21 protein-coding genes are annotated in these 20033 nt (G+C 46.0%); 16 read left to right on the top strand and 5 right to left on the bottom strand.

Annotated features, from left to right (window positions below):
* Window positions 1-127 precede the first annotated feature (127 nt).
* From B3F51_RS10425 to B3F51_RS10410, 4 genes are all read left to right on the top strand, one after another.
* On the top strand, window positions 128-2128 hold the full coding sequence (locus B3F51_RS10425; protein ID WP_070370483.1) for a TerB N-terminal domain-containing protein: 2001 nt from the start codon (window positions 128-130) through the stop codon (window positions 2126-2128).
* Between the two features lie 4 nt (window positions 2129-2132).
* Window positions 2133-3467, top strand: a complete 1335-nt coding sequence (locus tag B3F51_RS10420; protein ID WP_070370484.1) for an ATP-binding protein — start codon at window positions 2133-2135, stop codon at window positions 3465-3467.
* On the top strand, window positions 3464-5656 hold the full coding sequence (locus B3F51_RS10415) for a DEAD/DEAH box helicase (RefSeq protein WP_286946943.1): 2193 nt from the start codon (window positions 3464-3466) through the stop codon (window positions 5654-5656). Before B3F51_RS10420 ends, B3F51_RS10415 begins: the two co-directional genes overlap by 4 nt.
* 165 nt (window positions 5657-5821) lie before the next feature.
* On the top strand, window positions 5822-6199 hold the full coding sequence (locus B3F51_RS10410; protein WP_286946941.1) for a PH domain-containing protein: 378 nt from the start codon (window positions 5822-5824) through the stop codon (window positions 6197-6199).
* A gap of 56 nt (window positions 6200-6255) precedes the next feature.
* Here the strand turns inward: B3F51_RS10410 and B3F51_RS10405 are convergent, their stop codons facing one another.
* Window positions 6256-6630: a type II toxin-antitoxin system death-on-curing family toxin gene (locus B3F51_RS10405; protein ID WP_286946939.1), complete on the bottom strand. Its 375-nt coding sequence runs from the start codon at window positions 6628-6630 to the stop codon at window positions 6256-6258.
* Window positions 6627-6869, bottom strand: a complete 243-nt coding sequence (locus B3F51_RS10400; RefSeq protein ID WP_070370477.1) for a type II toxin-antitoxin system Phd/YefM family antitoxin — start codon at window positions 6867-6869, stop codon at window positions 6627-6629. The genes B3F51_RS10405 and B3F51_RS10400 overlap by 4 nt, the downstream gene beginning before the upstream one ends.
* A 370-nt stretch (window positions 6870-7239) precedes the next feature.
* Here B3F51_RS10400 and B3F51_RS10395 point away from each other — a divergent pair, with 370 nt between their 5' ends.
* From B3F51_RS10395 to B3F51_RS10350, 11 genes are all read left to right on the top strand, one after another.
* Entirely contained in the window at window positions 7240-7494 is a 255-nt protein-coding gene (locus B3F51_RS10395) for an Abi family protein (protein ID WP_070370478.1), read from the top strand.
* 12 nt (window positions 7495-7506) lie between these two features.
* Window positions 7507-8184, top strand: coding sequence for an Abi family protein (locus tag B3F51_RS10390; protein ID WP_286946936.1), 678 nt, complete (start codon window positions 7507-7509; stop codon window positions 8182-8184).
* A gap of 647 nt (window positions 8185-8831) precedes the next feature.
* Window positions 8832-9431, top strand: a complete 600-nt coding sequence (locus B3F51_RS10380; RefSeq protein ID WP_148638489.1) for a type IV toxin-antitoxin system AbiEi family antitoxin domain-containing protein — start codon at window positions 8832-8834, stop codon at window positions 9429-9431.
* An 11-nt stretch (window positions 9432-9442) separates the two neighbouring features.
* On the top strand, window positions 9443-9772 hold the full coding sequence (locus B3F51_RS16215) for a nucleotidyl transferase AbiEii/AbiGii toxin family protein (RefSeq protein ID WP_349680216.1): 330 nt from the start codon (window positions 9443-9445) through the stop codon (window positions 9770-9772).
* Window positions 9766-10017 carry a Fic family protein gene (locus B3F51_RS16270; RefSeq protein WP_414632373.1) on the top strand — a complete coding sequence of 84 codons (252 nt, stop codon included), beginning with the start codon at window positions 9766-9768 and terminating at the stop codon, window positions 10015-10017. The genes B3F51_RS16215 and B3F51_RS16270 overlap by 7 nt, the downstream gene beginning before the upstream one ends.
* Window positions 10018-10129: 112 nt before the next feature.
* Window positions 10130-10252 carry a hypothetical protein gene (locus tag B3F51_RS16210; protein ID WP_349680215.1) on the top strand — a complete coding sequence of 41 codons (123 nt, stop codon included), beginning with the start codon at window positions 10130-10132 and terminating at the stop codon, window positions 10250-10252.
* Complete coding sequence (locus B3F51_RS10370) at window positions 10253-10585, top strand: VOC family protein (protein WP_349680217.1); 333 nt, start codon at window positions 10253-10255, stop codon at window positions 10583-10585.
* 105 nt (window positions 10586-10690) lie between these two features.
* Window positions 10691-11176, top strand: a complete 486-nt coding sequence (locus tag B3F51_RS10365) for a flavodoxin family protein (RefSeq protein ID WP_286946934.1) — start codon at window positions 10691-10693, stop codon at window positions 11174-11176.
* Window positions 11177-11357: 181 nt separating this feature from the next.
* Window positions 11358-12200: a GNAT family N-acetyltransferase gene (locus B3F51_RS10360; RefSeq protein ID WP_286946932.1), complete on the top strand. Its 843-nt coding sequence runs from the start codon at window positions 11358-11360 to the stop codon at window positions 12198-12200.
* A gap of 48 nt (window positions 12201-12248) precedes the next feature.
* The gene (locus tag B3F51_RS10355) at window positions 12249-12860 is read left to right on the top strand and encodes a GNAT family N-acetyltransferase (RefSeq protein WP_250933597.1); all 612 of its coding nucleotides are present in this window, start codon (window positions 12249-12251) and stop codon (window positions 12858-12860) included.
* A gap of 339 nt (window positions 12861-13199) precedes the next feature.
* Window positions 13200-15092: a sensor domain-containing diguanylate cyclase gene (locus B3F51_RS10350; protein ID WP_286946928.1), complete on the top strand. Its 1893-nt coding sequence runs from the start codon at window positions 13200-13202 to the stop codon at window positions 15090-15092.
* Between the two features lie 107 nt (window positions 15093-15199).
* Here B3F51_RS10350 and B3F51_RS10345 read toward each other — a convergent pair whose 3' ends face one another.
* The 3 genes from B3F51_RS10345 to B3F51_RS10335 form a co-directional block, all read right to left on the bottom strand.
* On the bottom strand, window positions 15200-16189 hold the full coding sequence (locus tag B3F51_RS10345) for a uroporphyrinogen decarboxylase family protein (protein ID WP_286946926.1): 990 nt from the start codon (window positions 16187-16189) through the stop codon (window positions 15200-15202).
* A gap of 213 nt (window positions 16190-16402) precedes the next feature.
* Window positions 16403-17176, bottom strand: a complete 774-nt coding sequence (locus tag B3F51_RS10340; RefSeq protein WP_070372652.1) for a triose-phosphate isomerase — start codon at window positions 17174-17176, stop codon at window positions 16403-16405.
* Window positions 17177-17183: 7 nt separating this feature from the next.
* The gene (locus tag B3F51_RS10335) at window positions 17184-17633 is read right to left on the bottom strand and encodes an RpiB/LacA/LacB family sugar-phosphate isomerase (RefSeq protein ID WP_070372653.1); all 450 of its coding nucleotides are present in this window, start codon (window positions 17631-17633) and stop codon (window positions 17184-17186) included.
* A gap of 214 nt (window positions 17634-17847) precedes the next feature.
* On the opposite strand from B3F51_RS10335, the gene B3F51_RS10330 reads away from it, so the two are divergent.
* Complete coding sequence (locus B3F51_RS10330; RefSeq protein WP_286946923.1) at window positions 17848-19872, top strand: sigma 54-interacting transcriptional regulator; 2025 nt, start codon at window positions 17848-17850, stop codon at window positions 19870-19872.
* Window positions 19873-20033: the final 161 nt, after the last annotated feature.

The raw sequence follows: 20033 nt of genomic DNA, 5'->3' as shown, positions 1-20033 counted from the left end.
GCCAGGTTCAACTTAACTTATTGATAACTTATGGTATGATGCATCCTTGGGTACTCAAAGGGAAGGTGGTGTTGTGCACCTCCCTCGAGTTGACCGCACAGATTTTAATCCAGAAAGAAGGCTTAACATGAATAAAACAACCCCAAAACTCCCCGGCACAGGCATGCGGATTCTTTCTTTTGTGCCGGTGATTAATTGTTTTGTAATAATTTACCTGGGCATAAGTTATGTTGACAAGTTGACGCTCATTCTCGGTGGTGCCTATTTTTTAATTTCTCTGATTTTCCCGGATGTTTCGCCGCTGATCTGGCTTGCCGTTGTGATTCACTATATCATTTTCTATCAGCAAATTAAAAAGAAAATGATGGAGGATAGAAAAGTGCCTTCAGAAAACATCACAGTCGAACAAATTAAAAATACGCTACCGGAAAAGCAAAGTTTCTCAGATATTACCATATCAGGGGAAGTGGAAAATAAACAAACCATTCCAGAAAAGGGCACTTCGGTAACGATCCCCTTTACGGTATCGGTAACCTATCATAATCCCCATGAAGAATTTTTTGAGGATATCAAAAAATATGCTGATAAAAAAGGGGCAGAAGCCATTTTCGTACCCTTTATGTCCTACTGGCCGTCTTATCGAAGTATGTCAGGTCCGCAGCGAAAATGGTATTTTTACTGGCGCACGGAAATTAGAAAGAAAAACTATCTTGATACTGATTTGTCTTACATCTTTATCTACATCTATGAATTATTAAACGGGGTTGGATATCAAACACCCGGTGAAGGCTATACCCTGCTGCTGGAAATCTGGGAAGCCTATCGGGAAGCTTTTCCCAAACTGAATAATTATCTGTATGACTGGTCCTTTGACTTCGCCTATCTAAATGGAATTGAGCCAAGCTTTGCAAATTACGAGTCTTCTTTTCATAAGGCCTCTTTTGTAACGGATACGATTATCGAACAGCATCGTCAGGATGTGCCGCTTAAACTGAGCTTTGAACTGGTTGACGCCTTATGTGATTACTCCATAAAAGGCAGTAAATTTTATCAAAGCGGCTATCACGAAGTGATGAAAGAGGCGATACCTCGGATTGTCTCACTGGCGGATGCTTTTTTAAGGAAAAAAAGCCAGCCGGGGCTTTTGGAAACATTCGGTCCCGAACAGGCCATCACCAAAGAGCGTTATCTGTACCGAAGTGCCCTTTGCCCCCAGGCCAATCAGACCATTTCTGTTACAGTCAAAGAATATTCTTCAGCGCCGCAGTTAAGAAATTATGTTAACCAGCTCGTCCGTTTTGGGGAAAATACCCTGCGTGAGATTTATGGAACGAAAGGGCGGTTGCGGGGCATTGAGATCGATGAGGAAACCGGAAAGCTGATTACTTCGTTTCTGAAAAAAGAATACGGATTAATAGAAATCGAAGCAAATAAAGAAACCAAACCGGCAAAACTTGAACTGGATTTTGAGAATATCGATGATCTGCGTAAGCAGTCTGATGCCGTTCGCTCAATCTTACAGGTGGAAGATGTGGCCAGCGAAGAGCTGGTCGTACCAACGAAAAAAATGTTATTAACCGAAGTTGAAGAGGTGAACGCCATTTACAAAGCCCTTTCTGAAAATGAAAGAGCGTTTCTTAAAAAGCTTTATGAGTCGGATTACGAAGCCGAGTTGGCGCCAGTCGATACCCAAACAATTTCTGCAATCAACCGACTGGCGGACCGTTATTTACAAAATGACTTAATCAGCATCGAAGGCGAACGGATAATTATCGAAGATGACTTTAGAGACGAAGTTGATTTTTTGTTCAAAAATCCGCCTGAAATTGAAGTGGTTAACGAAAACCGGGCAGATTTTGATAAAACCCTGTTACCGGAAAAGCTTCAGGAATTTGTTACAGAACTATTGCCGGAGCAGCGGCAAAGTTTGATTGCTGTTCTGACCCTTAAAGAACCTGAAATTGAGCTGGAGCGAATTGCCGAAGAGGCAATGACGATGCCGGAATTACTAATCGATGACATCAATGCTCTGGCAATTAATCTTTTGGGTGATATTATCATTGAGACGCAGCTTGAGGTTGTTGCGGAGTATGCGGTTATCCTGAAAAAATCATTAAGAGGAGAATAAAACGATGGCACCAACAATTAGCCGCCGAGAATCCGGCGCATTAATTAATTCACTGACTGCCGGCGTGGTACCCAGAATTGGATTGCGCCATATTGCCGTGGGCCGGAAAAATGAAGTAAACGCTTTTCTGAACGATATGAATACCATCGAAGACGGCGGCGCATCTTTTCGACTGATCTCGGGTCAATACGGAAGCGGTAAAAGTTTCTTGCTGCAGATGATTCGAAATAACGCCATGGACAAGAATTTTGTTGTCGCTGATGCTGATCTTTCGCCGGAACGGAGGCTGACTGGTTCCAAAGGTCAGGGGCTTTCAACCTATCGGGAATTATTACAGCATCTTTCGACGCCGACCCGGCCGGATGGCGGATCGCTGGAAGCCATTCTGCAGAAATGGATTATGGGGCTGCAGTCCGCCGTCAGCAAGGAAAGTGGTTATCGCCCCAATGAACCTCAACTTGTTGGTGCGGTTAGTGAGCGGATTGCGGAAACAATGATGGAGTTATCGGAGCTGGCCTATGGTTTTGCTTTTTCCAATGTCATCGATTCCTACTGGCGGGGAATGAAAACAGGCGATGACGATCTCAAACAAAATGCCCTGCGCTGGTTGCGAGGGGAATATGCGACTAAAACTGAAGCCAAAAAGGATCTGCCGGTTGACTGCATTATTGAAGATGGGAGCTGGTATGAAATACTAAAACTTTTTGCCGTCTTTGTCAAAAAAGCGGGATACAAAGGCTTGCTGGTCTTTCTGGATGAAGGGGTTAATCTTTACAAAATTCCCCATAAACAGGCAAGAGACAGCAACTATGAAAAACTGCTCACTATTTTTAACGACACAATGCAGGGAAAAGCCCAAAATATTGGCGTTTTTTTTAGCGGAACCCCGCAGTTTATTTATGATGAGCGGCGTGGACTTTTTAACTATGATGCCCTGCGGACACGGCTCGAAGACAACCGCTTCAGCAGTCAGAATTTTGTTGATTTTACCACCCCGGTCATTAAACTGAACCAGCTCTCACCGGAAGAACTATTTATTCTGATGGAACGTCTTTGCGAACTCCATAGCGCTCATTACAATTACGATTGCAGGCTTGGTGAACATGAATTGACGGTATTTTTAAAGACCGTGGTTTCTCGTCTGGGGGCTGATCAGCTGCTGACGCCCCGGGAAATTACCCGGGATTTTTTGGGCTTGTTAAATATCCTTTATCAAAATCCGGAGACGAGCTTTGATGCTTTAATGAATGAACAAAATTACACCGTGAAAAGTGCTGAAAGCGACCCCGAAACAATCAACAGTGATCATGATGATCTGTTTGCCGAGTTTGACATATGAGCAGGACAGCCTTTGAACGATACGCACCTTTTATCCAGGAATACATCTATCGAAAAAAGTGGACGGATTTACGGGAAGTCCAGGTGGAGGCCTGTGAGGCCATTCTGGACACCGACGACCATGTCATTATTGCTTCGGGAACTGCATCGGGTAAAACGGAAGCCGCTTTTTTTCCGATGCTTACGCAATTGCAGCAGCTTCCGTCAAACACCATTGCGATTATGTATATCGGCCCGCTAAAGGCGCTAATCAACGATCAGTTTGAGCGTTTGAGCGATCTGCTGGAAGAAAGTGACATTCCGGTTTGGCCCTGGCATGGGGATGTTTCCCAATCCCTGAAAAAACAGGCCTTAAACAAAGCAAAAGGCATTCTTCAGATTACGCCCGAATCTCTGGAAGCGCTGATCATGCGACGACCGGGAGAAGCGGCTCATTTGTTTGCGGATTTACGTTTTGTCGTAATTGATGAAATCCATGCCCTGATGGGTGCCGACCGCGGCTTGCAGGTGATCTGTCTGTTAAGCAGGCTGGAAAAACTGACCGGCTGCAAACCCAGAAGAATCGGGCTTTCGGCGACCCTTAATGATTATCAGCCGGCGATGACGTTTTTATCGGCCGGAACCAGAAGAGAAACCATTCCGGTGGGAATTAAAAGCCATCAGCGAACCGTTTTACTTGCGGCTGAAAGTTTTGTCCTGCCCGAGGAGGATGCTAAAAAAGATGATGTTTTATCTGCTTATAATGATTTTATCTATGAGCATTGTCATGATAAAAAGTGTCTAATCTTTACAAACAGCCGGGCGGGTGCGGAAGAAGTGATCAACGAGATGAAAGCGCTGGCCGTTAAAAAGCATGAACGGGATGTCTTCTTTGTCCATCATGGCAGTGTTTCAGCGATGTTGCGTCACGAAGCCGAGGCCGCCCTGAAAGAACAGCAGGGGCCGACGGTCACTGCGGCGACTTTGACGCTGGAGCTGGGAATCGATGTCGGTGATCTGGATTCGATTATTCAAATTGGGGCACCTTTTAGCTGTTCAAGTTTTGTTCAGCGGCTGGGCCGGTCGGGCAGGCGCACCGGAAAGTCTAAAATGCTGTTTGTCAATCAGTTTGAGGAAGACCGGGGCAGTCCCTTTGCGATGATCCCCTGGGATCTGATTCGGACAATTGCCGTGATCCAATTATATCTGGAAGAACGCTGGGTGGAGCCTTTTGAAGTGAAGCCAAAACCTTTTAGTCTGCTGGCCCACCAGACTTTAAGCACCCTTTTTACTTATGGGGAACTTAAGCCTCCGGAACTGGCCCAAAATGTCCTGACCATGGCACCCTTTGCGGGCATTGATCAAAATGAATACCGCTTACTTTTGCAAAAAATGATGGCCGACGATTATCTCCAGCGCATGGATTCTGGTGAAATAATTATCGGCTTAAAAGGGGAAAAAATTGTCCAGCATTACAGTTTTTATGCGGTTTTTCAGGATGAGGAAGTTTACCACGTTTTTAGTCGAAACGGTGAAATCGGCACTTTAAGCACTTGCCCGGCAGTGAGTGAAGTGTTTATCCTGGCTGGTCGTAGCTGGCAGGTTTCTTCGATTGACGAGGATCGGAAAGTGATTTATGTCAAACTGGTGAAAAACAATCGGATTCCGAAGTGGACGGGGGATCATTCCGGTTTGATCCATACCAGAATTGTTGCGCAGATGAAAAAGGTCTTACAGGAAGAAATGCTGTATTCCTATCTCCAGCCGGGTTCACAGGATCTTTTAAGTAAAACCCGTGATTTTGTGAAAGACAATCATCTTTTAAACTCTGAGTTTATTCCCGGCAATACGAATTCTTTTTATCTGTGTCCCTGGGTGGGGACAAGGCAGCTTTTTACCATTAACAATCTGCTGTTATGCGGTCTGAAAGAGGAACTGCAGATTTACACGATCAGGGAGGGAAAACATTACCTGGAAATTCGAAGTGATTTAAGCATTGCGGATTTTAAGGCGGTTCTTAAAAAAGCCCGGATCGATATTAATAACCCGGAGGCGTTTATTTCCGAACAACAGCAGCTAAGGATGGATAAATATGACTATATGGTTCCAAAAGAGTTGCTTAGAGAGGCGTTTTTGAGAAATGTGCTGGATGTTAAAGGTGCGCAAGAGATATTGAAGGATATTTGTGGCCCCGGGGCCAAGCACACTTAATTTAAGGCACACTGGGGGTGCACAAGGGGTCGGAGGTTTTCTGTACGGCTCAGCAGATCCACTAAACTGGGGTTGAGTCCCAGTGCCGTTAACATATAAACGCCTTATCATGTCCGATTAAAGTAATGTACAAACAAAAAAATAATAATAAGAGGAGATCAAAAAATGGCAGAAACAAGTCTAATTTTATCCTGGACCTTCCTTTCGGAGTGTCCGATTCCACAAGATGTTCAGGAATTGCTGGTTGAAGGTGAACAAGCGGTGGCTGCGTATAAAACAATCAGAGACAGTGCAATTTTTACCAACAAACGTTTAATCGTCAGAGATGCCCAGGGATTGACTGGTAAAAAAGTAGAAGTATACTCCTTGCCATACTCAGCGATTAATTTGTGGTCGACCGAAAACGCCGGTAAGCTGCTCGATTTAAATGCCGAAGTTGAACTTTGGACGCGGGCTGGTCACATAAAGGTCAACTTGCGAAAAGGCGTCGACATCAGAAAATTTGATCGCTTAATTGCTAACGCCGTTTTAACAAATCATTAGAGTACACAAGGGGACGGAGGTTTTGTGCACTATAAACCAAGATCCACTGGATGGCATCAGACATGATCAATAATCCAGTCAAGCAGTTGCCGATCATCCATCTGACCAGCTGCCAGCTGGAGACCCAACTGGATCAGTTCATCATCGATACAATCAGGTGTAAAGCCGTTCATTTCCAGAAATGTCAGCATAACCAGAATACCGATCCGTTTATTGCCATCGATAAATGCATGGTTATTGATCAGTGAAAAACCCAGACGAGCGGCTTTGGCCGGAACGGTTTGGTACAGATCTTCACCGTCAAAACTTTGAAAGGGCGCATTTAGAGCGGAATCCAGCAGCCCTTCATCCCGGAGGCCATCACAGCCGCCGGTTTCGTTAATCAGCATGGTGTGAAGCCGTAGCACCTGATGACGGGTCAGTCGCTTCATTTGGCTAATTCCTCAAAGGCGGCCTGATGTTTTTTTAAAATCCGTTTGGCTATGATTTCCACTTCTTCATCGCCAATGGTTTCTTCGGTTTGAAACTGGCTGAACTCAATCAGGACATAGCGGGGGGTATTGTTTTTTAAAATGATGGCAGCGCCGTTTTCATCCACAAGTCGGGCAACCTTGGAAAAATTCTGGTTGGCTTCGGAAATGGAAACTAAATTTTTGGTATTGATTTGCATTACAAGCACCTCCTAGTCTTTATACCATTGTACTATAATTTTAGGATAAATAAAACCTAAAAACATATCCATAAAGACACACTTAATTTAATCGTTGTTGAAATCCAAACAGAATTGCTAAAAAAACAAAAAAATCATTCAGGCTGAGAGCGGAAGAAGGAGAAAAAATGCTAGGGACACAAGGGGACTGCGGTTTCGGTACCAGTGCCAGGCACACTCAACTTATGAGATGAGATTCTTCCCTGCATTTTTCTTATCCTGTGGATGTATTCAAGGTTATCGTTAATATCAATAAGACCAGAAAAACCTCGCTTTTGTAAATTTTCAATGATCTGATTCAAGTCAAAAAAGAAAGAGGTGAACAATTACGATGTACAGAACCATAAAACCCAAACTTTCGACGAAAGAGCAGATTGAGCATCTGGAGAAAAAGGGTGTGAAATTTGTTCTGATTTCAAGAGAAGAAGCCACCGATTATTTAACAAAGCACAATAACTATTTCAAACTGACGGCGTATCGAAAGAATTTTCAAAAACATCCCGCTGGAAAATTTAAAGGGCAATACATTGGTTTAGATTTTCAAATGCTTAAAGATCTTGCGATTATTGATATGCGACTACGTTAGACACTTCTGCATATGGCACTTGATATTGAATATTTCGCAAAAGTAGAGTTATTGAAGGTTATTGAAAATTCCGATATTGACGCATATGATCTAGTCGAAGATTATATTAAGAGCCTTGATGAGGTGCGGTTGAAAATCCTGAATGACGAACTCAATCGAAATATGAATAATCCTTATTGCGGTGATATTATTGCTAAATATAAAGATAACTATCCAATTTGGGCTTTTATGGAAGTAATCCCGTTTGGACGTTTTATAAATGTCTATCGTTTCTGTGCTGAAACAATAAACGATAAAAAGCTCAGGGATAATTACTTTCTGCTGCTGTCAATAAAAGATTTACGTAACGCAACAGCACATAATAATTGTCTCATTAATAATTTATCACCCCGAACCAGCAATCATAGAACAAACTATGGCTTAATTCATGAGTTGAGCAAAATCGGCATATCAAATGAGGTCCATAGTAAAAAAATGAGCAATGCGAGAATTCAGCAAATCGTTACATTGCTGTACACTCATAAAAGAATTATTAAAAGTGATGGTGTCATTAATCATCAAAGTGAAGTTTTGAATGAGACCATCACGAGAATGTATAAGCACATCGAGTATTATAGAAATAATGAAATGGTAACAACAAACTTCGGATTTTTAAAAACAATCGTTGACAATTGGTATCCAATCGTTTAGAATACTAGCACATAGAAAAAATGATTAGTCATTTTTGCGGAGTGGTATTGTCGGAAACGATGATATCGCTCTATTTTTTTATCCTTTTATGCAAATGGTGCCCAACACCAATTTATAAACTTATTCGAAATAAGTCAGCCATGAAGCGAATAATCCAGCAGCCCTTCATCCCGGTGCCCCCCACTGCTGCCAGTTTCGTTAATCAGAATGGTGTGAAGAAGCGACACTTGCTGAAGGGACAACCGCTTCATTTGGCCAATTCCGCAAAGGCGGTCGGATGTTTTTTAAGAATCTGTTTGGCAATGGCACAATCGTCGTTCACTGTTTCTTCTGGAAACCGGAAAACCGGTCAAGTTCCTATCAGAAGATTGTGTAAGAAGCGTATTCAAAGGAGGTATAAACCCATGATCCGGATTATTCCGTGATCCATCATCATTGGCGTACTGGCCTGGCAACTGCGGCCCCGTCGGCCGCAAACCCGACTAGCCGGTGGGCGCTGCTAGCCACCCTGTTGCCGACCGTGGTAATGGCCACGGAAACAATTAAAAAACTTGAGGTAAGATAATCTGTTTCGAACAATCTTTACAAATGTTCTTTAAAAAATATAATTAAAGTACAAATGCAAAAAAAGAAAGTGTGGTGTTTTTATGAATACGGCATTTCAAACAATCAGAGACATGGCCGAAAATTCGGATGGGATTATTACGACAAAACAGATTGAAGCAGCAGGGATTAGCCGAACACGGATTAAGACATTGGTAGAACAGGGGTTATTGGTCAAAGAATCCCAGGGTATTTATTCCCTGTCAAATATGTTAGTAGACGAATATAAACTGATCCAATTAAGAAGTGAGAGGATTGTTTTTTCTCATGGAACAGCCCTGTATTTGCATGGCATGTCGGATCGGGTGCCTCATACCATTGATGTGACCGTACCTCAAGGCGATAATGTATCGCGGATAAAAAAAGATCATCCCGCAATTCGTTTTCATTACGTCAGTAAAGAACGCTGGGACTTAGGAATAATGACGATTAAGTCACCAATGGGTGCGCAGCTAAGGGTGTATGATAAAGAACGCTGTATCTGTGATTTGATTCGTGACAAGCAGGCGATGGATATGCAGCTTTATATCCAGGCGATTCAGGAATATTTCAAATTAGAAAATAATGCCAGAAAATTACTGAACTACGGAAAGAAATTTGGCATTGAAGAAAAAATCCGAACCTATATGGAAGTGTTGAGTTAGGAGAAATGCGATTGAAAACACTAGAGCAGTTAAAAGGTGCCATTCGAAATATTGCCAAAGAGAAGCAGTTGAAACCCCAGGAAGTGCTGCAGATGTTTCTGTTTGAGCGAATTCTTGAGCGACTGTCGTTATCCCGATATAAAGATAATTTTATTTTAAAAGGCGGCCTCCTGATTTCTTCGATGATTGGCGTGGAAGGACGGAGAAGGAAATCGGACTGGTGGACGAACTGGGATCGGGTATCCGCAATACCTATAAATACTGCAAAATCTATTCCGGCACCGCACCCATTTTTACCGAGGGGGATGTGTTCCGGACGATTATCCCCTTGTTCATGGTAGCTGGTGACCAAGCTACCCCCCAAGCTCCCCCTGCTGCTGAGAGTGAGGAGGAACAGCAAAGGATAAGAAAAATATTGGAATTTTGTATAACACCCAAAAGTAGACAAGAAATCCAGGCATTTATTGAAATAAAGGATGCAAAACATTTCAGGCTAAGAATCCTCAACCCGCTAATCAAAGGCGGCCTCTTAAAACTGACCATTCCCGACAAACCGACCAGTCCCAATCAGAGGTATTTTTCTTAAAGGTCTGTCAAGCCATAAAACGAAAAGGGACAACCGTTTCATTTGGCCAGTTCCGCAAAGGTGGATGTTTTTTGAAGCCGTTGTTCATGCGGCATGGCGACGAAGGAGAATCATGAAGATAAAATTTACCCATACCAATATTATTGCCAAAGACTGGGAAAAGCTCTCGCGGTTTTACCAGGAAGTTTTTGAATGTGTGCCCGTCCCGCCAAAACGAGATCTGCAGGGAAACTGAATCGATCAGCTGACGGGAAACCGGGGGGCGCATATCCGGGGCGAGCATCTTTGTTTACCGGGCTATGAAAACAGCTTGCCGACGCTGGAAATATTTTCCTACGACGATTGGGTCGATGGGGGATTACCACAAATTAATCGGACGGGTTTGGGGTATCTTGCCTTTGAGGTCGACGATCTCGATAAAATGCTCAAAAAAGTGCTGGCGGCCGGAGGGGGTCAGATTGGCGAGCGGATTGTCGCAGACTATCCCAATCAGGTGGTGGCCACCTTTGTTTATGCCACCGATCCGGAAGGCAACATTGTGGAACTGCAGAATTGGGGTACCCGATAGACAGGCACCCATTCCCCTGATGCCGGTCTCGTCACGTAATGTCGGACCAACGGAGAATAAATAACGGTTGAAAAAGAAATACAAAGTAAAAAATGGAGGAATGCTATGGGAAACGAGAATCACACCGTCATCGTCTATTTTTCAAAAGATGGGAATACCCGAAGCGGAGCAATGCGCTTAAATGAGCGGCTCGGCGGCAGAATAATCGAACTGCGGGAACAAAAAAAAGGCAACTTCCTGCAGGCGCTTTTTAAAAAAGGCTCCAAACTGCAAGGCGAGCCCTGGCAGGAAATCGCAACGGCGCAGGACGTCTATTTAATGCAGCCGATTTGGGCAAGTAATGCCGTACCGGCGATGAACGCCTTTCTTAAGCAGGCCGATTTTTCAGGGAAACGGGTGACCATCATCACCTTTCAGCAATTTACTGATCTGAGAAACAGCGACAAGGTTCATGAGAGTATTGCCGCAGCGGTTAAAAAACAAAACGGGCAGGTCATTGGAACCTATGCCTTTGTTGGCGGGAAAATGGGCCACTGTGCAGCAAAAAATTTGATTGATGAACAGATCGATTCAATGACCTTCCCGGGCTGAAGATGCACAGGCGCTAGCTGCCACAGTATCCGCTGGGTGCCAGGCACACTTAACTTACGCACAAAACGACACCACAGATTGGGACGGTAAGCACCAACATCGAATGCGACCTGTAACAGGGGTATGTGGGGCTGTTGAATGTCATTTAATTTAAACTAATTATAGGATAAAAGGAGTTATCATGTTTTCACGAACCTGGCATGGAATTGTGCCGCTTAAAATGCGGGCGGCGTTTGAACAATATGAATATCAAACCGGTGTTAAAGAGTCCCTGGCCATCCCGGGCAATCGGGGTGCTTTTTTGAAAATCGTCGAGCAGGGGGATTTTGCTCATTTTTTTCTCTGCACAAAGTGGGATTCAATGGCCAGCATGATTGCCTATGCCGGGCAGGAACCATTGATTGCCGTGACCTATCCTGAGGATGAACACTATGGATTGATCTCTGATCCGATTGTGATCATTCAGGAAGTCGCAGATGACAGTGATCCGTTTGCCGCCCAGGATGATATCGGGGGGCAAAGTAAGGAAAAAAGCCCGATCCAAGGCAAAAACCCCGCAATCACACCGATTACCTATCGCAGCGGCGATGAATCGCTGCTGGATGACATTAAGGAGTTGTGGGAAGCGCTGAACCGGCATCACCGCGATGCCGCCGTGAATTTTAAATCACACTATGAAGCCTTTACGTTTGCGATGCGCAAAAAAAATCTGCTCTCGAAGGCCCAAAATGGGCGGCTGCGAATCGAAATTGCAGTTGATCCAAAAACTACTCAAAATGTCGGCTACTGCATTTCCCGGGTTGAATGCTCCGGTGATGCGGAGATGGAATCCTTATATGTCCAGGACGATTATCGGGGGCTCGGCCTTGGTGAGACCTTGCTTGGCAATGCCATTGCCTGGATGGATGAGATGGGGGCCCATACCAAGTCCGTGTCGGTGGCCGTCGGCAACGAAAAAGCCTTCAGCTTTTATGAGCGCTTTGGCTTTTATCCCCGAAAAACCCTGCTGGAGCAGATAAAATAGTACCCGGAGTACTTAACTCCTGTCAAACAAAAATACGGAGGAATGCAAATGTTAAATGAAAATGAACTAAAAACCTATACCCAACTGATGAAAACCCGGTTTATGGAAGATCCGGGGGTGATCTTTCAGGTCAATGGTCTTGATCGGGCCGACCTGTTGATTGAAGCCCAGTTTGCAGGGCAGATTCAGGCTTTCATGGTAGAAAATGCCGTCCAGGTACTGCCTGATGGCCAGGGGCTGCTGATTGGTTACGCAACCCGGGAATGGCCCGAAGAACGGCTGACCCAGGTGATGCAGCAATCCGCCCAACAACTGCTGGCGGTCGTGAATTCGGAGGAATTGCAGCTGCTTTCTGATCGGGCGGTCTGTCAGGCCCAGATCATCCCGTCGAATTGGCATCTCGCCTATGGTGCCACAGACGTTTATCATCTGCTGGTCATCGCCACGGACAAGTCCGCACGAGGCAGCGGGGCCTTCAGAAAACTGCTGACACCGGTGCTAAAAAAATGTGCGGCCAATCAGGAACCGATGGTACTGGAGACCTTCAATCCCGACAACCTGCCGATTTATGAACACTTTGGATTTCAGTTGATGGAATCGCATCGATCAGATGATATCGGCCTGACCTGTTACTGCATGATGCGTTCAGCGGAAAACTAAAACAAGTCGGGTGGTCAGGAAGCACAAAAATCGGCAACCGGAAAGGAAGACCGCAGCCAACGCACCTGCCCTCATGACGGCCGCCAGCGTCATAATGGTAACGGTGCCGGGTTGCTGCTTCACAAAAACCCGATTTTGAAGCATTGCAAACGATCCCGTATTTTGATATGATAGACTATACATTTTTGCGCCGAGTCAGTTGTTAAGGCCATCATAGCGGGATTTACCGTATTTCCGACAGAGGACATGCTGACACAAAACAGATCAACCAGGAAGACTGGGGTTGCGAGAAGAAAATAAGCAACCATTAACATCAACAAGAAAAGAGGCTGGTTATAAATGATTAGCAGAATCATTTCGATCAATCAGATTGAAACCCTGAAGAAATGGCTTCAAACAGAAGAAATAAAAAACCAGACAAAGCGGTCGATGGCCGTGTTCGTACAGATATTTTCAGCCCGGAGTGAGCCCCAATGGCTGACAGAAATCGAAGCGGCGATTCGGGTTGTTGCACCGCTGGCGGTAATTGTCGGGAGCTCGACCATGGGGGAAATTAGCGAGGGGCGGTTACTCACCAACACCTCTGTCATTTCCTTTGTTTTTTTTGAAAAGACTGGTGTGCAGGGTTTTTTAGTTGACACTAAAAACCAGGATGAAGCCCTTGTGGGAAAAAACTTATCGGAAAAAATTGAAAGCCAATGTCAGAAGATTGCCGGGGTTTTGCTGCTGGCTACCTCGTCGTCAATGGATGCTTCTCATTTTCTCAAAGGTTTTTCTGCGGGCAGAAGGGGAACCTATCCGGTTTTTGGGGCCGGTGCCGGCGTTTACGAAGGCGAGCAGAAACCCATCGTCACCTTGAATCAGCAATTCTCGTCAAGCGGGGTCGTTGCAGTGGTTTTTACGGGTGATGACATTGATATTGTGGTGAATACTTATTTAGGATGGGAACCTCTGAGTAAAGAACTGACACTGACCGAGACGGACGGCTTGTGGTTAAAAACAATTGATAATCAGCCAGCTTTTGAGGTGTACCATCGGTATCTGAACATTGAAGATGATGAAAACTTCTTTTTGAATGTGCTGGAGTTTCCCTTGCTGGTCGAAAGAAATGGGGTTGTCTACGCCAAAACGCCGAATGAAGTCAAGGATCATCACGACATAAAATTTATTGCCGATATCAAACAGGGCGAATCGGCCCGGATTGGCTACGGAAATCCGGCGATGATCATTCAAAATGCCAGGGCTATTCAGGATCGGGTTCAGGCCTTTCATCCGGAAGGGATTTTTATCTATTCCTGTACCTGTCGTCGCTTTCTGCTTCAGAATGAGGTGGAGCTGGAAACCAAAGCATTTCAAACCATTGCCCCGTCAGCCGGTTTTTATACCCATGGCGAGATTGTCTCTCACGAAGAAACAGTGATGTTGCTTAATGCCACCATGGTGACGGTGAGTATGAAAGAAGGAGTAGGTAAACCGCCTGAAGCGGTGCTTGAAACAGGGCCGACGGAACTACGAACCGGCCAACCCTGTAACCGCCGGGATAATCGGATGATTGCCCGACTGGTCAAATTTTTCAGCCGGGGCAACGCTGGAGGGGGCCGCAAAGCGGCTGAAAATGGGGGTGAAAAGCTGAGCGCTGAAGCCATGGTCGATCCCTTTAACCGCCAGAACAATCGCATTATTTCCCAACTCGTTAATTTTATTAAGGTGGTCACAGCGGAATTGGAGCTGGCCAACCAGGAGGCCAGACTGCTGGCTGAGCGGGATTATCTCACCCAGGTCTACAATCGCTTGAAAGGCCATGAATTCCTGCAAAGTGAAATCGCCCGGTGTAACCGGTATGGTCAGGAATGTGCCATTATGATGATAGATGTCGATTTCTTTAAAAATGTCAACGATACCTACGGCCACAATATTGGCGATGCGGTTCTGGTTCAGCTGGTAAAAATACTGACCCGGGAAATCAGAACCGTTGATGTGTTGAGTCGTTGGGGCGGCGAGGAATTTCTGCTTATTATGCCACAAATTGATGCACAAGGGGCAACATATGCGGCGGAACGGTTACGGACTGTTGTTGAAAAGACCTTGTTTACCCAGGGCCTCAGACAGACCGCCAGTTTTGGCGTAGCCACCTATAAACCGGGCGAGTCGCCGGAAGCTTTTATTGACCGGGCTGATAAAGCCCTTTACGAAGCAAAACAACAGGGCCGCAACTGTGTTGTGTCAAAGTGAGGGCAGCCATAAAACAGCCGGAGGTGCACAACGAGGTAGGGTATTGTGCACACTCCGGCCTGATAAAAAAGCGCTGCCGATTGCGCTGTCGCTTGCCTGGCTTTCGGTTAAGCGACGGGGTTATTTCGGGCGTATTCCCGGCCGTAGTTTGCCAGCTCGTCCATAACAATGCCGTTGTTCCATTCCCGGAAGCAGATGCCGTTGGGGATCGACGGATAGAAACGTCCGCCAGGACAGTAGCTGTCAACCGCTCGACGCACTTCGGCCCGGATCTGCTCTTCTGTGATGTTTTCGACATCGATCTTGGGCCCGTCAATGCCGCCGACCATGGCCAGTTTGCCCTGGGTGATGGCCTGGATTTTGACGATATCGTTCTGGGCAATGACGCCCTGCCAGATGTCAACGCCTATCTCCACCAGATCACTGACAATTGGTTCCAGAATGCAGTCGGCATGGTGCATGTAGATCATCCCGCAGTCATGGATGGTGTCGGCGATTTCCTGCTGCAGCGGTTTGATAATCTTCCGCCAGACCTTCGGGGGTAGAAACAGATTCTGTTTGGTACCCCAATCATCATGATAAAAAATGATATCCGGCTGGGTTTCTTCGGCCACTTTGCGGATATAGGCCATCTTATGATCGGCAATCACCCGTAGTAGGGCTTTCATTTCGTCGGGATACTCCAGATAAGCCATCAAGGCATCTTCCATCCCCAGCAGAAAATGACTGCGTTCAAAAAGTCCCCCCGGGTAGAAGAAGCAGGCCAGTTTTTCGTTTCGGTCGATTTGGGCGGCCGCTGCCCGGGCCGTGCTCCAGTCCAGATTGTCAAGGGAGGGGACAGTCAGCTGTTCTTCCCATTTTTCAATATCCGTAATGACCACATTATCCCGGGTGATATGGGGATGGGGCCCCGGTGCACCCGGCAGGAAAACCCGTACGGTTCCCCAGGAATCCTGATATTCCTGACCATCCTGAGGGAGCAGGGCATCCCGAACAAAGAAAGGATCAGGAATAAACTCGACCGCAGCCATCAAATCGCCGTAATAATCGGGTTGTTGGCCACGATACACGGCCATCACGTTTTCTCTTGGATTCATCAAAAAATTCTCCTCGCATCATTAGTAATCAGTAAACGATTGCAGCGCTACTGTGGTTATGTTTTGCTCCGGTGCAAACGTCACTGGCGTTTGCACAAACATTAAACATGTTTAAAATATACCACGGATGATTTGTAAAATCCAGCATTTTCTGAAAAAATAAAAGATACCCCTTCGGGTATCTTAAAAATCAGGATTCGTTTGTAAAAAGGCTTAGCGCAGCACATCGCTTACCGATGCCATCAGTGCTTCAAAAAGATCCGGTTCCCAGGCGCTGCGGCCGATGAAGAGGCCATCGACATTGTCAAGCTGGGCGTATTCACTGGCGTTGTTAATATTAACGCTGCCACCGTATAAAAGCGGCACATCGTTTCCGGCGGGGCCATACAAGGAAAGCAGCACGGAGCGCAAAAAGTCGTGGATCTCGTTGACATAGGGGGTTTCGGCGGGAATCCCGTTGACGCCAATGGCCCAGATCGGCTCGTAGGCAATCCAGAATGTGCCGATCTGATCGGCAGAAATGTCCTTCAGGGCCACCTTCAGCTGTTTGGCCAACATTTCCCGGGAAATGCCATAGTTGCGGTCACTCATTTTTTCGCCAATACAGATCAGTGGCAGCAGCTGGTGTTTGAGGGCGGCCAGGGCTTTCAGGTTGACGGTTTCGTCGGTTTCATTAAAATACTGGCGTCGCTCGCAGTGGCCCAGCTCGACAAGATCCAGGCCGATTTCGGCCAGCATCACCGGCGAAATTTCACCGGTGAACTGACCGGCATCCTCATAGTGCATATTTTGAGCCCCCAGTTTGAGGGTGCTTTTGTTTAAATCAAGCAGTTCTCTTAACTTCCACAGGTGGGTGTGTGGGGGAATGATAAAAAACTCAAACTGCGGGTATTTGGTAATAATTTCGGAAACGGCTAGGGTATAGTCGGTGGCCTCAGCCAGAGTTTTATTCATTTTCCAGTTGGTTCCCAGTAAAAATTTTTTCATGGTCGGCCTACTTCAGATAGGTTTTTTCCAGAGTCCGCATTTTTTCAACTTTTTTGGTTGAACCGCCGCCCTGGAATTCGCTTTTTAACCAGGCTTCGGCGATCATTTTGGCCAGTTCCACGCCGATTACCCGGGCACCCATGGTTAATACATTGGCATCGTTGCTTTTAGCCAGCCGCTCGGCTGAAAAGACATCATGACAGGTGCCGGCAAAAACCCCGGGAACCTTGTTGGCCATCATGGCTACCCCCAAACCGGTGCCACAGAAAATAAAGCCCCGGTCATATTCTTTGTTTTTGATGGTTTCGGCCAGGTTAAAGGCAATTTCCGGATAATCACAATCGTGAGTTGCAGAATAGGCTAAATCGGTGACATCGTAACCAGCCTTTTTCAGGTAGTTAAAAATCTCATTTTTAAAATCAATGGCAGCGTCGTCACAATCAACAGCAATTTTCATGATGAACCTCCTCGGTTTTGTTTTTTGGAAAAGATATTTTACATTATGTAAAAATGTCTTTCCCTTAAGGTAATTCGTTTTTGGATACGTTATCATTATTGCACAGAGTTTTGGGTTTGTAAAGTATAGAATCATTTGCGCGAAATAGAAATTAAGTAAAAGTGAATGGAAAATATGACAGAATGTCGGCCCATGAAAAGACAGGGAGGTTTTGATGGAAAAGACCCAGCGGATTATCATAAAAAATAAAAATGGCTTGCATACCCGGGTGGCGGCGATGGTTGCCCGGCAGTCCCAGAAGTTTGAAAAGATCTGGGACTGCCAGCTCTATTTGCGGCGGATTAATTCTCAGGAGGGGGTGCCCTGCAACAGTGTGTTGCCACTGGTTTCCCTGAAAGTTAAAAATGGCGAGATGGTGGAAGTGTATAGCAGTGACAGTGGCAGTGAGGAGGCGGTGTTCCGGCTGGCGTCGTTTCTGGGCCAGACGCCCGAGCTGGAAATACCGGAAACCGAAGCCATTGACAGCATCCTCCAGGAAAATACCCTGGCCAGTGAAAAGATTTTTGAAAGCATCAATAACGGTCTGATCGCCATGGACAGCAATGGCATCATCAATATTTTCAACCGGGCAGCCGAGGAAATCACCGGCATCAAGGCCAAGGATATTATCGGAAAAAAGGGTGATGAATGGGTGCCCAACTTTAATCTCAACGACCTGCTCCATTCCAAGTGTGAAAATCTCGGCTTGAAACACAAGATCGGCAACAAGTGGGTCATTACCAACAAGAGTCCCATCATTGTTGATGAAGAGGTGGTTGGCGGGGTGGTGGTGTTTCAGGATATTTCCCAGCTTGAGGAGCTGTCCTGGGAACTCCACAGTGTCAAAGAATTAAAAGAAAAATTCAATAACATTCTTGAAACCGTCGACGATGGCATCTGCATGATTAACCGCTGTCGGGAAATTACTTATGTGAACCACCCCTTTGTCAAAATGTTCAAGAAGGAAGGGACCCGGGTTCTAACCAGAAAGATTCAGGAACTCTTTCCCAAAGAAAAATTCGGCGATCCGTTTTTTGCCGGAAAAGAGGAGATCATTCTTTCCACCACCGACGGCCGGGAGTTTATCATGCATGCCCGTCCGATTATGATTGATGCCAAATTCAGAGGCAATGTGGTGGTCGCCCGGGAGTTGACCGAAATTGCCAAGCTGGCCGACCGGATTGAACTGCTGTCTCAGAAAACCCAGTATCTTCAGGAAGAACTGGCCAAAAAAGAGGGCCTCAATCAATCCTTTGATAACATCATCGGCAAGAGTGGCGCCCTGATTGAGAGTCTGACAGTGGCCTCAAAGGCCGCCCGGACCGATGCGGCGGTGCTGATCCGGGGCGAAAGCGGCACTGGTAAAGAACTGGTGGCCCGGGCCATTCACCGGGCTGGCGCCCGGAGTGACAAGCCCTTTGTGGGGATGAATTGCGCCGCCATCCCCTCCAATTTACTGGAAAGCGAATTGTTCGGCTATGAAAAGGGGGCCTTTACCGGCGCTTATAAAGAAAAACGGGGCAAGTTTGAAATTGCCAGCGGCGGTACGATCTTTCTTGATGAAATCGGTGATATGGACAAGGCCATGCAGGCCAAGCTGCTGCGGGTGCTCCAGGAGCAGGAAATCGAACGCATTGGTGGGGTTAAGCCGATCAGAATCGATGTCCGGGTGATTGCCGCCACCAACAGCCCCCTGGAATCGATGATGCAGGAAGGCAGCTTCAGACGGGATCTCTATTATCGCCTCAATGTCATTACCGTAATGCTGCCGCCGCTAAGGCAACGGAAGGGCGACATTCCCCTGCTGGTGGAATATTTTACCGAGAAAATCAGCAAAAAATATGATCTGCCCAAATGCGCCATCAGAAAAGATGCCCTGACCGCCCTGGAAAACTATCACTTCCCGGGAAATGTCCGGGAACTGGAAAATCTGATTGAAGGGGGTATGACCCTGTCAAATAACGAGTGGATCACCATTGCGGATTTGCCCGCCTATCTGTGTGATCAGGGAAGTGACCAGAACTGTCGGGAGAAGACGTTTTCATCCGATGGGGATGATCTCCCCACCTTTGCGGAAATGGAACGGTGGTTGATCGAGCAGGCTCTGAAAAAACATGGCAGTTTCCGCAAAGCCGGTCAGGCATTGGGTTTGGATCATAAAACGATTTCCAAAAAAGCCGAAAAATATCAACTCAAATAGAATTGGCACGTTATTTGCTATTACTAGCTTTCAGAATACCTGATAACACGATTCACCGTGGCATTAAAACAGAGAGCTGATAGATAATTCTGGTTACAAAGAGAAATTTGCCACGTGACAATGGAATGGGTAAATAAGCGAAAGCTTCCTGTATAATTTAA

Origin of the sequence: Acetobacterium sp. UBA5834 (genome assembly GCF_002435675.1) — a bacterium.
Lineage (GTDB): Bacteria > Bacillota > Clostridia > Eubacteriales > Eubacteriaceae > Acetobacterium > Acetobacterium wieringae.
This window is presented reverse-complemented; position numbering and strand designations above follow the sequence as displayed.

Coding starts and splice junctions, on each gene's coding strand:
- B3F51_RS10350 (WP_286946928.1), top strand. CDS start 13,200: ATGATTAGCAGAATCATTTCGATCAATCAGATTGAAACCCTGAAGAAA.
- B3F51_RS16270 (WP_414632373.1), top strand. CDS start 9,766: ATGGTAGCTGGTGACCAAGCTACCCCCCAAGCTCCCCCTGCTGCTGAG.
- B3F51_RS10330 (WP_286946923.1), top strand. CDS start 17,848: ATGGAAAAGACCCAGCGGATTATCATAAAAAATAAAAATGGCTTGCAT.
- B3F51_RS10405 (WP_286946939.1), bottom strand. CDS start 6,630: ATGAAGCGACTGACCCGTCATCAGGTGCTACGGCTTCACACCATGCTG.
- B3F51_RS10425 (WP_070370483.1), top strand. CDS start 128: ATGAATAAAACAACCCCAAAACTCCCCGGCACAGGCATGCGGATTCTT.
- B3F51_RS10355 (WP_250933597.1), top strand. CDS start 12,249: ATGTTAAATGAAAATGAACTAAAAACCTATACCCAACTGATGAAAACC.
- B3F51_RS10340 (WP_070372652.1), bottom strand. CDS start 17,176: ATGAAAAAATTTTTACTGGGAACCAACTGGAAAATGAATAAAACTCTG.
- B3F51_RS10345 (WP_286946926.1), bottom strand. CDS start 16,189: ATGAATCCAAGAGAAAACGTGATGGCCGTGTATCGTGGCCAACAACCC.
- B3F51_RS10360 (WP_286946932.1), top strand. CDS start 11,358: ATGTTTTCACGAACCTGGCATGGAATTGTGCCGCTTAAAATGCGGGCG.
- B3F51_RS16210 (WP_349680215.1), top strand. CDS start 10,130: ATGAAGATAAAATTTACCCATACCAATATTATTGCCAAAGACTGGGAA.
- B3F51_RS10395 (WP_070370478.1), top strand. CDS start 7,240: ATGTACAGAACCATAAAACCCAAACTTTCGACGAAAGAGCAGATTGAG.
- B3F51_RS10410 (WP_286946941.1), top strand. CDS start 5,822: ATGGCAGAAACAAGTCTAATTTTATCCTGGACCTTCCTTTCGGAGTGT.
- B3F51_RS10420 (WP_070370484.1), top strand. CDS start 2,133: ATGGCACCAACAATTAGCCGCCGAGAATCCGGCGCATTAATTAATTCA.
- B3F51_RS10380 (WP_148638489.1), top strand. CDS start 8,832: ATGAATACGGCATTTCAAACAATCAGAGACATGGCCGAAAATTCGGAT.
- B3F51_RS10365 (WP_286946934.1), top strand. CDS start 10,691: ATGGGAAACGAGAATCACACCGTCATCGTCTATTTTTCAAAAGATGGG.
- B3F51_RS10400 (WP_070370477.1), bottom strand. CDS start 6,869: ATGCAAATCAATACCAAAAATTTAGTTTCCATTTCCGAAGCCAACCAG.
- B3F51_RS10335 (WP_070372653.1), bottom strand. CDS start 17,633: ATGAAAATTGCTGTTGATTGTGACGACGCTGCCATTGATTTTAAAAAT.
- B3F51_RS10415 (WP_286946943.1), top strand. CDS start 3,464: ATGAGCAGGACAGCCTTTGAACGATACGCACCTTTTATCCAGGAATAC.
- B3F51_RS10390 (WP_286946936.1), top strand. CDS start 7,507: ATGGCACTTGATATTGAATATTTCGCAAAAGTAGAGTTATTGAAGGTT.